Annotated in this window: 14 protein-coding genes; all 14 read left to right on the top strand. The window is 32.2% G+C overall.

All coding sequences use genetic code 11. The features are described 5' to 3' along the window. The first annotated feature begins 11 nt into the window (after positions 1–11). The 14 genes from PQ462_RS09590 to PQ462_RS09655 all read left to right on the top strand — a co-directional run bounded on the left by PQ462_RS09590 (position 12) and on the right by PQ462_RS09655 (position 15,644). Positions 12–443, top strand: coding sequence for a GPW/gp25 family protein (locus PQ462_RS09590; RefSeq protein ID WP_274253278.1), 432 nt, complete (start codon positions 12–14; stop codon positions 441–443). 181 nt (positions 444–624) lie between these two features. Then, positions 625–1,011, top strand: coding sequence for a type VI secretion system tube protein TssD (tssD, locus tag PQ462_RS09595; RefSeq protein ID WP_012025247.1), 387 nt, complete (start codon positions 625–627; stop codon positions 1,009–1,011). 149 nt (positions 1,012–1,160) lie between these two features. After that, positions 1,161–1,556: a type VI secretion system tube protein TssD gene (gene tssD, locus PQ462_RS09600; protein ID WP_274253279.1), complete on the top strand. Its 396-nt coding sequence runs from the start codon at positions 1,161–1,163 to the stop codon at positions 1,554–1,556. A gap of 38 nt (positions 1,557–1,594) precedes the next feature. Beyond that, a complete protein-coding gene (locus PQ462_RS09605) occupies positions 1,595–3,403 on the top strand; it encodes a type VI secretion system Vgr family protein (protein ID WP_274253280.1) in 1,809 nt (602 codons plus the stop codon). Positions 3,404–3,406: 3 nt separating this feature from the next. Next, positions 3,407–5,053 carry a DUF3289 family protein gene (locus tag PQ462_RS09610; RefSeq protein ID WP_274253281.1) on the top strand — a complete coding sequence of 549 codons (1,647 nt, stop codon included), beginning with the start codon at positions 3,407–3,409 and terminating at the stop codon, positions 5,051–5,053. Positions 5,054–5,059: 6 nt separating this feature from the next. Further along, positions 5,060–5,557 (top strand): hypothetical protein, encoded by a 498-nt coding sequence (locus tag PQ462_RS09615; RefSeq protein WP_274253282.1) that lies wholly within the window; start codon positions 5,060–5,062, stop codon positions 5,555–5,557. A 93-nt stretch (positions 5,558–5,650) separates the two neighbouring features. After that, positions 5,651–6,946, top strand: a complete 1,296-nt coding sequence (locus PQ462_RS09620; protein WP_274253283.1) for a hypothetical protein — start codon at positions 5,651–5,653, stop codon at positions 6,944–6,946. Next, positions 6,947–7,435 (top strand): hypothetical protein, encoded by a 489-nt coding sequence (locus PQ462_RS09625; protein ID WP_274253284.1) that lies wholly within the window; start codon positions 6,947–6,949, stop codon positions 7,433–7,435. After that, positions 7,419–7,976: a hypothetical protein gene (locus tag PQ462_RS09630; protein ID WP_274253285.1), complete on the top strand. Its 558-nt coding sequence runs from the start codon at positions 7,419–7,421 to the stop codon at positions 7,974–7,976. The genes PQ462_RS09625 and PQ462_RS09630 overlap by 17 nt, the downstream gene beginning before the upstream one ends. Positions 7,977–7,983: 7 nt before the next feature. Continuing rightward, positions 7,984–8,337 carry a carboxypeptidase-like regulatory domain-containing protein gene (locus tag PQ462_RS09635; protein WP_274253286.1) on the top strand — a complete coding sequence of 118 codons (354 nt, stop codon included), beginning with the start codon at positions 7,984–7,986 and terminating at the stop codon, positions 8,335–8,337. After that, positions 8,334–10,169: a type VI secretion system baseplate subunit TssF gene (locus PQ462_RS09640; protein ID WP_274253287.1), complete on the top strand. Its 1,836-nt coding sequence runs from the start codon at positions 8,334–8,336 to the stop codon at positions 10,167–10,169. The genes PQ462_RS09635 and PQ462_RS09640 overlap by 4 nt, the downstream gene beginning before the upstream one ends. Positions 10,170–10,576: 407 nt before the next feature. Continuing rightward, positions 10,577–11,134, top strand: a complete 558-nt coding sequence (locus PQ462_RS09645; protein ID WP_149207575.1) for an RNA polymerase sigma-70 factor — start codon at positions 10,577–10,579, stop codon at positions 11,132–11,134. A 115-nt stretch (positions 11,135–11,249) separates the two neighbouring features. After that, positions 11,250–12,176, top strand: coding sequence for a FecR family protein (locus PQ462_RS09650; protein ID WP_274253288.1), 927 nt, complete (start codon positions 11,250–11,252; stop codon positions 12,174–12,176). An 81-nt stretch (positions 12,177–12,257) separates the two neighbouring features. Further along, on the top strand, positions 12,258–15,644 hold the full coding sequence (locus PQ462_RS09655; protein WP_274253289.1) for a SusC/RagA family TonB-linked outer membrane protein: 3,387 nt from the start codon (positions 12,258–12,260) through the stop codon (positions 15,642–15,644). Positions 15,645–15,657: the final 13 nt, after the last annotated feature.

A 15,657-nucleotide genomic window follows, 5' to 3' on the forward strand; every position in this document is an offset into this window, starting at 1 on the left:
AATACCAAAATATGAAAGGAGCATTTTACAAACTGCCTATAGACTTTAACAGCGTCATGCAAAAAAAGGAGCTGGAAAAAACATCAATAGAACACTCTATCGCACAGCAGATTATTTTATTGGCTACAACCACATTTGGAGAATGTAAGTTTGATGAAACGTTTGGCTCAAAAATCTGGGAGATTGATTTTGATTTGCTGATGAATGAAAATACCATTAAAGAAATCATTTCAAAAACAATGAAACAATCGCTTCTTTTTCATGAAAAAAGAATAAAAGTAAATGAACTTAAGGTAGAACTATCTGAAACAATGTATCTGGTTGATGATGTAAGCAGAGCCAAAAAGAAAGTGGATATTATAATTGAAGCCACTATTAAAAGTACAAACAGAGATTTTGATTTTAGAGGCTATTTTTTTGTTGGCCCATTATCATATAAATAGTTTTTTAGTAATATTTTTATATCATTTTATTTGAAAATCACAGTTTTTAATTTGTTAAACACTTGATAATTTGATTCTTATATATTGTAAATAAAATTTTATTAAATAAATTATTATAATAAGATTTTATTTATATATTTACAGCATAAATAAATAAATTAATAATTAAAAATTTTTCATTATGTCGTTTTTAACATCATTAACAGTAGCAGGAAAAGATTACAAAGTATTAAACGTAAGTTATGATTTAGCTCAAGAAACAGATGCTTCTGGGCGTCCATCTACGGTAACACGCGGAGGAAGAATCATGATCGAAGTTGAATCAACTGGAAGTACTGAATTATTTGAATGGATGACTAACAATTTCGAAAGAAAAGACGGGTCAGTAAAATTCATCAAACGTGATTCAAATGCTACTTTAAAAGAGCTAAAGTTTACAGAAGCTTACATGGTTAAGTACAAAGAAAACTTTGATCATAACAGTGAAAATCCATTAACTGAAACTTTTATGATTTCTGCTCGTAAAATTTCGATGGGTGGAGGAGAATTTGATAATGCTTGGGTATAATCCATTGGACTTTATCAATCTTAATTAAACAAAAGGGAGTCCGCTAACTGGACTTCCTTTTTTGTTTTCTATTTTGAAATATCCGGTCTTTAATTCGTAAAGTACTGGATTTTCGTACTTCCTAAATTAATCATCTAAACAATCTACAAATGAGTTTTTTATCTAAATTACATATAGACGGAGAAGAATATAATGTTCTTGAATTTAATATTGGTTTTAAACAAGAAATTGATACAACAAGTAAACCTACCGGTAACGCCAAAGGCGGGGTTATAAAAATGATTATTGAAGCAAGTCAGAATAGTCATTTTTTATCATGGATGTTAAACGGTGATTTAACCAAAGACGGAAAAATTGTTTTTTACAGAAGAGATGCTTTAAGTAAAATGAAAGAACTTACGTTTACGAAGGCATTTTGTGTGGGCTATGATGAACAGTTTACAAGCACTACCGAAATACCAATGAGAATTACTATGGAGTTAGTGGCAAAAGAATTGACTTTTGGCGACGCTAAATTCTCAAACAATTGGATTGCTTTAGATTAATTGTTTAAAAGCTAATTAAAAACCCCAAGGACATCATTATGGCACATTTTTCAGAACAAGTACATATAACTATAGGAAGTTTTACCCAAAACGTTGTTTATTATGATTTAAAGCTATCTCAAAAAATGGCCGATCATCATCATTTTTCTTTTGTTTGGCAATATACAGGTAAAGCCGTAATTAACCCGGCAGATCAGGCTAAGGCTCTTAGAAGCTATCTTGGAGACGAAGTAATTTTTACTTTTAAAAGTCTTACAGGAATCAGATTAATGAGCAAAGGTATAATTACAGAACTTTCATCGATTGATGTTGATGGAAGCCCGGCAGGATTACACGTTTCTGGTGTAAGCCACAGTATTGTTATTGATGATATGAAAAAATCAAGAACATTTAAAGATCGCAGTATGGATGATATCGTATTGGGGATTTTTGCTGAAGGACCAGGAGAATTTTATCAAAGAGATTCTATTAAATCAACGTATCTTAAAGAATTTAAAAATCTTTTACAATATAACGAAACCAGTTTTGAGTTTCTAAAAAGAATAGCAGCACGTTATGGACAATGGTTTTATTTTGACGGAATGCGTATGCAGTTCGGACAGACAAAAAGCAGCCAGACCAAGCTTATAAATGGGGCTTCATTACACAGCTTTAAGATACAAGCTAATATGGCTTCGCATAAAATTTCGCTGAACGGTTATGATTATAAAAATGTAGCAACTTTTCGTGAGTCAGCACCTAAGACTTCATCTGGAAGTAAAGACAGCTTTGCGGCTATTGTAGGTTATAATCAGGGAACAGTAGCAAATTCTGATTTAAGTAATGGAGCTTATACCGCAAATGCCACAAACAAAGACGAACTTGATGAAATGATAAAACTGCAGACTGCGGGCAGTGATGCAAACAGTGTTTATTACAGCGGTATTTCTTATTTTCCAATAGGTCTTGGACAAGTATTTACAATAGTAAACCAAACGGTAGCACATGAATTGATTGCTATTGAAGTTGTGCATCATTCTCAGGTACATGGAAATTATTCTTGTGAGTTTAAAGCAATTCCTGCAGATGTGTCAGCACCACATTATACAAATGTATTTGTTTATGGCAAAGCCGAAACACAGCCTGCACAAGTAAAAGATAATAACGATCCTGAAGGATTAGGACGTGTAAGAGTAGAATTTTATGGTGCAAGCGGTACAGCAGTTACAGATTGGATAAGAATGGTGCAGCCTTATTCTGGTTCAGGAAAAGGATTTTATTTTGTTCCTGAAATCGGAGAAGAAGTTTTAATTGGTTTTGAAGGCAATAACGTCCAGAATCCTTATGTAATTGGTGCGCAGTATAACGGACAAGATTCAAGTGGTTATGCAGATGCGCAGAATAACATTAAAGCGATTCATACGAGAAGCGGTCATGTAATAAAATTCACAGAAGATGAGAGCATCTTAATTGCTGATAAAAATGGTAATGAGATACTATTAGATACTGTTGGAGGCAACATAACTATTACAGCAAACAACACTATTGATCTAAACGCACAAAACATCAATCTTAATGCTTCTCAAAATATTACTGCTAATGCAGGAATGAATATTACAGAAAGTGCCGGAGCCGATAAAATGAGCATTGTAGGTATGATGCTTAATACTACTGTTGGAGGTGATCATATGCTTAATGTTACAGGAAACTTCATGGAAAACATTGAAGGAAATCTGGAATCTCATACGGCTAAAGAAAGGCAGGAAGTTGGAGTTAAAGGAATTGATACAAGCAGTGAAGGAGGGATAAATAAACACTCTAAAAAAGAAATGCAAATTAACAGCGCCGAAAAATCTAAATCTTACTAATGTATGAGCAGGGTTAGATTAGTTGGAGGTACTATAACAAAAACTACAGGCGGCGATCACAATATATATTCTGATGGTAATATTGTGTATAATTCTGGTAAAGTTGTTACCGAAACAAGTGATGCAGGGATTACTTACGGAGAACCTAAAAGTTCTCCACCTGTTTCAAAATTACATTTCGTTGACGGCTGGTGGGCTTTGGATAGAGAAGGACAGAAAAAAATAAAAAGAGCAGTACCAGGTATGACAGTTTTTTTTCATTTAAAAACTAAAGAAATCCCTAATGGTAATGCAGTATTTTTATCCTTGTTTGATGAAGACAATCATGAAAAAGAAGAAGCTCCGAACAAAGATGGCAGGAAAGATAAAGATGATGCGATTAAATTAATTAATACAAAATCAAAAAAACAAGTTCTTGTTGCCAAAGTAACAGATAATAAAATAGTACAAGAAATAAACTTAATAGGTTTAGGATCATTAATTGCTGAAGAACAGGATAAATGTTTAGAACTTTATTTTCGCTGCAGTTATAAAAGTGAAAATGTTCAATATCCAGCAGACAGGAAAAATTATCTGGAAGTAGGTTCCATAGTCATTGACCGCTACAAAATGCCGGGATTAAACAGTGATGGCTCAAAGATTGCTGACGATATGACCTACGGAAAAGGGGTAAAGCATATTGGAGAAGTATATTCTAATGATGTCCTTGAAAAATTTAAAAAAGAGTATGAAGAGGGAGGTTTTGATAATCAAAAGCATGCCTCTTTTTCACATCAGGACAATGTCGAAAATAAAGCCAAATACAGCAAAGAGGAATGCTATAAGACTAGTTACAAAGTTAACATTCCAATTATAAAGAAATTAATTCCGGAAATTTCAACAGGTTTAGATGTACGATTATTTGATAAACTTTCTACAGAGAGTTTGTTTTGGGATTTTGAGCAGACAGCAACTTTATATTTTGCTTCTGGCGAGTTACAAGGAAATATTGAGCGTATGATTGCTAAATTCAAAAAAAATGAAGGTGGTGTTTATGAAGATAGAATATTAACTAAATATGTAAGTGATAATCCGAATACAAAAAAATATTGTATGAATGTTGAGGATTATATTGCAGAACAGTTAAAGCAAAATGTGGCAGATTTGAAAAAAGCAGAAGATGCTAAACCTTATTTCGGAAGTCCTGAAACCATAACGAGAAATCGAAAAACGAAGAATAAAGAGTATTTTACTAAACCAATGTATTCTTATGACAATTTAAGTAATGTAACTTGTGGTTTAACTATTGCTTTAAATGATATTTGGGCTGCAGAAGTACTTTTACAAGAATTAAAATTTGATAAAGACAACTATACAGGAAAATATCAAGTAACTCTATGGGATCATTTTGGACTTGATTTACCCGATATGGAAAAAGTTTTTAATATTATACCAAGTGTTGGAGAAACTTTTGTAACATGGTTTGTTTTACAGCATTTAAGAGGATACAAGCCTTTTATCACTAAAATGACTTTCGAAAGAACATTTTCAGGTAATATTAAAGAAGGTAAAAAAGAAAGAACAGACAAAAGAAAATCTGAAGAACGTGCAAAAGCACAAAAATGGGCAGAGGAAGAACGAGCAAAAATGATGAGGGGGCCAAAATTTTAAAAAAGAATGAAAAAACTATTTTTTTTAATAATTGTAATCGCAGTCCTATCTTCTTGCCAGGAGAAGAAAGTTACGTTTGTAAATTTAGAAAAACACAGCGGAGAAGGTTTTTTTGACAGAGGAAATCGCGAAGGAGAAAAATTTATTTATAAAAGCATTTTAGTAGAGAATGCTCCTCATGGAGATAAAGAAATAGTAGATATGCTTATTAAATATAAAAATCAAAATTTGAAAGATGCTGCTATAAGCAAAGATGCTTATTCATTTACTGTTTTTCTTTACGAGAAAAATAATTCTACATCCTATTTCATTGAAAATGCAGATGATCCAGGCGGACTAACAAGTCAGGTTTTACAAGATTACTATTCAAAAAATGGTATTGGAGAAATTACGATTGATAAATGCGGAAATGACAAAGATTGGACAGCCAAAATTTCGTATTTTGATATGCAAAGAAATTTAAAAGATACTATTTTATACAATTGTAAGAATGATAAAAAGTAAAATCGTCCATGAGTTTTAATCACTTTTAAAATAATTAAATCTCCCCAAAGTAAATATTAAATTAATTGAATTAAAATTACAGACAGATCCATTATGAGCAGAATAAGATTAGTTGGAGGTACTATAACAAAAACTACCGGAGGTGATCACAATATTTATTCTGAAGGTAATATTGTATATAATTCAGGTCAGGCTGTAACCGAGACAAGTGACACAGGAATTAAGTACGGAGATCCGAAAGATGCACCTGTAAAAGAAGTAAATGAAGCTGTTAAAGAAATTGAACTAATAACTAAATTAGATCAAGGTTCTGCAAATGATAAAACAGGTACATTTCAGGATGGAATGATTTTTGGCAAAACATATCATTTTAAAGTTAAAAGTTATGTCAAGGATTCTCCCAAGAATAAATTGAATATAAAATGGATTTTAAGATATCATAGTTTAGCTGATAATTCATGGAAAGAAATTTCATTATCACAAAAAGGGGAGAGTTTAAAAATCACTATGAATGAAGAGGATATGTGTGGACGTTTTATATATATCCGTGCTTATGTTAAAGATCATAAAACTGAGGCTGAACTGAAAGTCTGGAAACATAACAGATTTAGATGGTTTGACAGAATGCAGGTCGAAGAAGAAATAAAGGATAGAACTGATAATAATCAACCTTGGAAAATAGACCAGGCAGGTACATCTTTATGTGGAATGGCATGTATTTTTTATTTGTTTGCAAAGGAACAGCCAGCACAATATAAAAAATTTGCCAAAGAACTTTTTAGAACAGGTATTTCCTCAGTAAACAATTTCACAGTGAAACCTGATACTGAGATTTTAGAGAAAATGGTTAATAAATCAGGTTTTCCTATGAAAACATCAAATATGCCGGCAGTCGACTACATAACTATGGCTTCAACTAGAAATACAGATAATCCTAAATATAAGGGAGGAGATGAGGAATTTCAGGCTATCAATTGGCCTCCTTTAATGACTAAATTATCCGAAAAATTTCTTGGCTACAAAGATGTATATTCAAAAGGAATTTACAATCCGGTAAAACCTCTGGCTTATACAACTTTCGATATTCAAAAGAAAATTGATGATATCAATGAGCAATTTAATGCAGGTTATAAATTAATTTTAATGATAGATTCTGATCTAATTAGTGATGTGTGGGACGTTTCAGCACTAGACTTGCATTGGGTAGTTTTAGAATCTCCAATAACATGGAATTATATTCCTGGTTTTTTTACTCCGAAGCAAGACGAAATAGATTTTAAAGTTTATACATGGGGAACAAATCCAAACGGAGCTTCTCGATATTTAAAGAAAGCAATATCTTCTTCCCATTTTATGAATAATTATAATGGTTATATTAAATGTAAATAAATGAAAAAAATAGTATCAATTTTATTAGGTGTTATTATTGTTTTTTTTGTTTTTCGCTACTGTTTTTTTAAAATACAAGATTATACAAATAGTAATCGTTGTAATTCATCTGAATTTATTGCAGATGGCGGAAGAATTTATATTTCTTTTTATAGAAATATAAGTAAAACGAAAATGGTAAAAAACTTTCAAATAATCTTAATTGGAAAAGATGGAAAAGCTAAGAAAGTAGAATATCAAAGAATTAAAGATTCAGACACTAAATATTATATCGAATCTAAAATTTTAAAGTCGGATACTCTCATAATTGAAACAGAAGGAGATAAGAAATACAAATTTTTTGATTTTAAAAATACTGCATCAAAAATCAACGCAGGAAAGAATAGAGGCGAATATTATTGTAATCTATATTATAAAAGTATTCCTTCTAACAAAGATTTTGAAGATAGTTCTGAGAATTTCGATACTATAAATGTTTTTCTGGAGTAGTTTTTATACGAAATTTTTAAAAGCCGGCAGTCAAGGTTATAAAAAAGTATCTCCGGCTGGTTCATTATTTATTTGGATTGTAATCATTACAGTGATTATATATGTTGTTTTATTAGCAGTACTTTGGAATTCATCGACTGATAAAAGAGAAGATATTCAGCAGGTGAATGAATATCAAGTCCAAAACTTTAAAACAATTTTGTTTAATAATCAGTTTAATAAAAAAGTGTATGTAATTATCAATTTTGAATACACTAAAGATGAGATAAAAAATAATAATTTAAAAATTGTTGATTTTTATAATAAAACAGATTCTATACTATTAAAGCCAAACGAAAAGAATAGCATTTTCCTGCCAGTTTACAATAATACATTTGCTCGATTTCCAGTAAATTTTAAAGTTACAATCAAAGATTCAGTATTTAAAGTAATTAAAAGTTATGATGAAGAATTATTTTATAAAGAATCAAAATCAGAGCCAAAAATTGAAAAAGTACAAGAAAAATACAAAGCTGACGAATGGGAATTAATAATTAAATAGTTGCTGATTGAAACATAATCAAAAATATATACTACTGCCAGTTTTAATGATGCTGATAAATTGCTCTAAATTACAAAAATGTTATAGTGGATACGTATATGATGAAACTTCAAGAAAACCAATAAACCGAGTATTTGTTAAGGAAAATTTCAGTCAGAATTTCAAATCTACATTTAGTAATGAAAATGGATATTTTAAGATTGAAAATAATTCAGAGTCTATAGGAGACTTAATTTTTATTTGTGATGGTTATAAAACTGATACTATTGTTACAGTTTGGTCACAACATGGCGAAAATTTAAAGTATAGATTTATTAAAAAAGAATCTGACACATTGTATATGCAAAGAACAAAAAAATGAGACAAGATCGAATAAAAGACAGAGTGCTAAAAAGAGCAGCTAGATCATGGGGCTTTTCTGATGTTGAGATGGAAACATCATTTGATCCTGTTGTATCAATGATGCTTAATGCATTGTCTTACGAATTAGAAAAAGTAGCCCACGAACTCGAAGACTCTAAAACAAGAGTTGTAGAAAGAGTTCTGGAAATTATGTTTCCTGAAGTTACAGCAGGAGTAAAACCTGCACGAGCCATTTTACATGCTTTACCAATAGAGAATGGTATGAAAGTTTCATTGCAGAACCAAATGTCGGCAAGTCGAAGAATTCATAACATATACAATCCTTTAGCACCCATTACTAAAGAGATCGCTTTATCGCCAACATTAGAAGTAAAGCTGTCTTCGGCAGAAATAAAATATGTAGCTTATGAACGCAATTTGTTCGAAATTTCGAATCTTTTTTATAAAGATGCCATACGAGATTATAAACATTCACTGCCTTCAGGTGTTGTGTTCTTAGGAATTGAATTAACAAATCCGAAAGTTGAAGAGATAGAAGATTTAATGTTGTATATCGACATTAAAAATACACATCAGAAAGAGATGTTTCATTACTATTTAAAGCAAATGAAATGCTTTCAGGATGATGTGCAGATTACAGTAGAAGAAGGTTATAATGTTCCTGTAAACAATATAGACATTGAGAATATTATCAACCGTAATTACACCCATTTGAGTGAAATTATGCAGGAGGTAAATGAATTTTATTTTGATAATTTCTATACTCTGAAAGGTTCTTTAAAGCACAAAGCAATTAATGAATACAGTGAAGAATATAAATATTTTGAGGCTGTAACCAGCAGAAATGACAATCCTGTTATTTGGGTAAAAATGATTTTCCCGGAATCGCTGATTCCTCAAATATTAGATAACGTTTCTTTTACAGCAAATTGCTTTCCGGTAATCAACAAAAAGAAACACATTATAAATAAAACGCTTGGTAACTTCTTATCCTATATTGCATTAGAAACAGATAACAATATTTATCTCGATGTTGACACTGTTGTCGATGGATTCAATAATCATTATGAGATAAAAGAATTTAAAGATGGTGTAATTGAAGAAGGAAATGCAGTATTACGAACAGGCGGAGTTTCCAGATTCGATTCAAGAAGCGCATCAGAATTGCTTCAAAATGTATTAGACTTGCTAAAAGACGAAAGTTCTTCTTTTGCTGGTTTAGGTAAAGATTTTATGAACAGCTCTTTAGTCGAAATTAATCAGCTCTTAGCTTCTGTAGAACAGCAGGCAAGAGAAAGCAGCTTTTCTAAAAATAATGATCCTTATTTAATGATTAAGCCAAAGTTTGATGAATCTATAGGGAAATCATTTTCTATACATTACTGGTCAACATGTGCCGAAGAAGGAAATGATATAAAAGCAGGAACAGTTTTAGAGGCCAAAGATGACATGCTTTTTGTAAGCAAAGAGTCGGTATTGATTACAAATACCGTTGGAGGTATGAACAAGCAGAATAACAAAGACCGTATTTTAGCCTATAGAAATGCTTTGCTTACACGCGGCCGAATTGTAACGTTTGCTGATATAAAAGCATTTGGATTTAATCATTTCAAAAGTTGTATAACAGACATTAGAATTGAAAAAGGTACACGAAAAGAAATATCTGTAAAAGCTGGTTTCAGCCGTACAGTAGATATTCACCTGCAGGTAAACCCTGTTGAAAAAGATTATTTATCAGAAACAGAATGGGATTATTTATGTGATAGTTTTATGAAACAGCTCAAAAACAGATCCTCAAATGTGTTTCCTTACCGAATATTTGTAAATTAAAAAAAACGCTTCTCAATCGAGAAGCGTTTTTTTGTTATTTTCTTTGATATTCTTTCTCAATATTTTTTTTCATCGAAAAAAATCCCATCACAATTTTATTTAAACAAGAATTATCTTCATAATAAAAAATCCCTATTTCCTTGTTGTCAATATAAAATCAAGGCACTGTTATTTGGTGCTTTACTTTTTATGATATGTTAATATAATGTTTCATTTAAGAGGTGTTTTATTAATGTAAACGTAACCTTGCTGACCTACCCTCATTTCTAATTTTGGAGACATATTATTAAACAAACTACTGTTGTATATGTCATTCTTTAAAATTAAAAAACACCGTAAGAAAACCCTCCGCACAAGTTTTTCAGCCCCTATTTTTTTGCTCATCAATAATTCAAAAGAGAAGTATTATGTATAAAGGATATACAGACGAACAACTTGTCGAATTATTAAAAAAAGGCAAAGACAAAGCATTTGATGAATTGTACTTTCGATATAGAGATTTACTGGTTCGGTTTGTTTATGCAAGAATGAAATCGGTTCCAATATCAGAAGAAATTGTTCAGGAAGTTTTTACCACAATTTGGGAACGACGCACGACAATTCTAATTCAAAAAAGTTTTATGGCATACATTTATACTTCGGTACGTTACAAAACTTTAGATTACATAAAATCGCATTCTGTTACAGATCAGTACATACAGGAAGTTCTGGACAGAAATACCGTTACCCAAACTTATACCAATACTACAGAAGACTCTATTTACTATGAAGAACTTCAGGATGCGGTTGACAAAGCTGCAGCCTTACTTCCCAAAAAAGCAAAAGAGGTTTTTATTCTCAGCCGCATTAAACATTATTCTAATAAAGAAATTGCCGAAGAACTAAACGTCTCCATCGAAACAGTAAAGTATCATATAACCTATGCATTAAAATTTATGCGGACTTATTTAGGTGAATTTAATTGATACAAATTCTCGGACTCTAAATTCAGTCAATTTTTCTTAACACAAGCGTAACCTGACGCGCCTACCCAAAATTTCAATTTCCAAGACATACTATTAAAGACATAAAGAAATTATAATGCCTGACAAATTACAAGAAGAAATAAAACATTTTTTAGACGGGAAATATTCTCCAAAAGGACAAGAAATGTGGAATAAATGGTACGATCGTACTAATGAATTTCCGGAGAATATAGAAATGATACAATCAGATCGTTCGAAACTAAAAAAAGAATTAAAACAAATCAAGAAAACCAATACTAGAGTTTTTAGTCTTGATTATAAAAACTGGACCGTTGCGGCCTCTTTAATTGCTTTAATAGGGTTGTCAATGTTTTTTTACCAATCAACATTAGCAGCTGTAGAAACTAAACATTATGCAACAAAACCAGGCGAACGCGCAAAAGTAACTTTAAGCGATGGAACGGAGATATGGTTAAATGCAGGAAGCTTTTTAAAATATCCAAAAGAATTTAAAGGCAATACCAGAGAAGTGTATTTAACCGGAGAAGCTTTTTTTGATGTAGCCAAAGATAAAAAACATCCTTTTATAATTCATACTGATAAAATGGATACCAAAGTTCTGGGAACAAGTTTTAATGTTCAGGCTTATCCTGATCAAACCACACAGGAAGTTTCGGTTTTAACGGGAAGAGTAAATGTAAAATCGACGGTAACAGAAGAAAATGTATATGTAACTCCGGGACAAAAAGTGGTTTTTAAATCAAAAAACAACAAACTGCAGGCATTTAAGGATATTCCGGTAAACACCATTTCGTTATGGCGTAAAAACATTATGGTTTTTGAAGAAACACCTTTACCAGAGGTAATTGCAACTATAAACCGGAATTATAACGTGGCAATTGAAATTAAAAACAAGAACCTAAACACACTCAAAATAAATGCCTATTTCAAAGAACTCTCTGCAGATCAGGTAGTGGCTTTGGTATGCAATATTGTAAACGCCGAATACAAAGTAGAAGGCGGTGTGTATAAAATACAATAGGTTTTTGTGAAAAGTAAAAAGTGAGAAATAAAAGTGAGAAAATCTGAAATCTAAAAGTCTAAAATCTAAAATTAAAAAACTATGAATGAAAAACAAAAGCGGTACGTCGTAAAGTTTCAAAGCATTAAAAAAGCTATGTTGGCAAAAGTAATCTTATTTATTGCTTTGTTTTTTACCGGATTAATAAACGCCGAAAACATTGATTTCGATAAAAAAGTAACTTTAAAAGTAGAAAATGAAAGTTTAAAGAATGTTTTTCAAAAAATTGAAAATCAAGCTAATGTGCATTTTATGTACGAATCCAATCAAGTAAATACCAACCAAAAAATCAGTTTAAAACTTACTAATGTTACGCTTGAGCAGGCATTAGACAAAATATGCGGTAATTTTTTGCTTAAATATGAAATTGTAAGCAATAATATTGTCATCAAAAAAACACAGAAAATAGCTTCTGCAGATGATCAAAACAAAATTATAGTTTCCGGAACCGTTTACGGCGGAGACGATAATATGCCGCTGCCAGGTGTTGGAATTAAAGATAAAGGTTCTAATGCAGCGGGAACAACAGATTTCGACGGAACTTTTAAAATCGAAATCAACGCATCTGAAGCTAATTTAGTTTTCTCGTATGTAGGATATGTTACGCAGGAAGTAAAAGTAAGCCAGACAAGCACTATTACAGTAAAATTACCAGCCGATATGAAACAGCTTCAGGAAGTTGTAGTAATGGGTTATGGAAGTGTAAAAAAGAACGAAGTTCTGGGAGCTGTAGGTTCTGTTTCTATGAAAGAAACTTCTAGCAGAACTTACAATAGTGCAGCCGAATTATTGCAGGGAACTGTTGCGGGTGTTACGGTTATTAATGACGGTGGTGACCCAACTGCATCGCCAACAATTAATATTCGTGGTATTGGATCTTTAAATGCTGAAACTCCGTTAATCGTTTTAGACGGAATTATTTACAGCGGTTCATTAAATACTATTAACCCAAATGATATTGCTTCGATAAGTGTTTTAAAAGATGCAGCATCGGCAGCGATTTACGGGGCGAGAGCTTCTGGTGGGGTAATTTTAATTACTTCGAAAAAAGGAATCTCAGACAAAATTAATGTTGATGTCAATTTTCAGGGAGGTTTTCAAAATGTGGCAAAAAAACTGGAGGTTTTAAATGCAGCAGAATATGCTGATGCAATGAATACAGCTCGTGATAATGCAGGATTACCAAGAATTCCGGCTTTTGATCCCGCATTTGAACCAACTGCAAGAACTACAAAAACAAACTGGATGGATGAAATTTTCCGTACAGGACAAATAAACGATTTATCGATTTCTGTAAACGGAAGAACTGAAAAATCTAATTTCTTTCTTTCTGGAAGTTATAGAAAAAATGAAGGTATTTTGCTAAATACTTATGGAGAGCGTTACACCGTTAGAGCGAATTCATCTTTTAAACTGGCACCAAATTTTACAATTGGTGAGAATCTTTCGTACTCATTAACAGACGGACAGACAGCTAATACTTCAAGTTCGTATACAGGAGCAATTCAAGCGGCAATTTTGTATCCGCCAAACGCAACTATTTACAGAGAAGACGGTTCAGGACAATTTGGAGGAGTTCCTGAAAAATATATTGGTTCTTATGGAGACGTTATCAATCCGGTAGCGTATTTGAAAAGATTAGACAATAAAAATCCAATTTCTACCATTTTGATTAATCCTTATGCAGAATGGGAAATTGTTCCGGGCTTAAAAGTAAAATCGAACTGGGGATATACCAGAATTCAGGATAATGCAACAGATTTTACGGTAAAAGTTACAGAGCCGGGAAAAATATTTGATTTCAATAGGCTGACATTGAAAAACTTAACCGTTACGGATTTATTAAGCGAGCAGACTATTTCTTATGAAAAATCATTTGGAAAACATAATCTTAAGGCTTTAGCGGGATATACTTACCAGGAAACTAAAAAAGATTTTTATACTGTTGAAGGAACTGGTTTTGATAACGAAGATCCATCACAGCGTTATTTATTGAATGCAAAATTAATTCAGCAGACAGGAGCCGGAAGATCAGATGAAATTATTTCTTCTTATGTGGGAAGAATCAATTACGATTTCAATCAGAAATATTTAATCTCAGGAATTGTTCGTCGTGACGGAACTTCAAAATTATTAGAAAATAACCGTTGGAAAGTATATCCGTCAGTTTCGGCAGGATGGTTAATTTCTGAAGAAGAATTCATGAAAGGTCTAAACCCTATTGTAAGCAATTTAAAATTACGTGCAAGCTGGGGACAAATAGGAAACTTAGGAAACCTTGGACCCTATCAGTTTAGTGTTCCTTTGGTGCAGACTCAGGCTTTAATTGGAGCAGTGCCGTCAATTAATTATGGTTATGCTGAAAGCGAATTATCAAACCCGAATTTAAAATGGGAAAGTTCTGAACAGACCAATATAGGTTTAGACTTCACAATGCTGAATAATACTTTAGTAGGATCTGTTGATGCTTATGTGAAGAAAAACAAAGACATGTTGGTTCGTGATCAATTACCGGGAGTTTCAGGAACGCCGCAAGGAAGAATTGTTAACTCTGGAGATGTTGAAAACAAAGGAATTGAGGTTAGTTTAACGTACCAGAAAACCCGCGGAGAATTTAAATATGATGTTACTGCAAACGCCGGATTCTTAAGCAACAAAATTGTTTCCATTAAAGACGATTTAAATTCATTAGAGCCTCTGGGTTTAAGCAGAGTTCGTAGTTTACCATTAGCTAATATCTATCAGGTTGGAAGCCCGGTTGGTGCTTTCTACGGATATGAAACTGACGGTTTGTTCCAAAGTAATGAAGAAGCAAAAGCGTATGTAAACAAAGATGGTGTGGCATATCAGCCAAACGCAGTTGCGGGAGATATCAAATTTAAAGATGAAAACGGCGACGGAGTAATCAATAACAGCGACAGAAAAGTATTAGGAAGTCCGTTTCCAAAAACAACTTACAGCTTAAATGCTAATTTCAGATACAAAGGTTTCGATATGAATATCTTTTTTAGCGGAGCAGCAGGAAACAGTGTTTTTAATGCTGTAAAACATACAGGTTTAAATGCTTCTTTCCCAGGGTACAACTTATTAGCTGATTCTAAAGATGCTTGGTCGCCAACAAACAGAGATACAAATGTTCCGGTTCTCTCATCAACAGATAACAATAACAACTTCGGGCGTATTTCAGATTTGTATATTGAAGATGCATCTTTCTTAAGATTAAAAAATCTTTCTCTTGGATATACAATTAAAGAAAGCTGGTTAAACGGAAAAGCAAAATTAAGATTCTTTATTTCTGGACAAAACCTATTTACAATTACTAAATATTCTGGAATGGATCCTGAAGTAGGACTTAAAAACTTTGGAATGGATTTAGGCAGATATCCGCTTTCACGTATTTACATGACAGGTGTTAACGCAACTTTTTAAAAAATAAAAACAA

The organism is Flavobacterium sp. KACC 22758, assembly GCF_028736135.1.
Lineage (GTDB): Bacteria > Bacteroidota > Bacteroidia > Flavobacteriales > Flavobacteriaceae > Flavobacterium > Flavobacterium johnsoniae.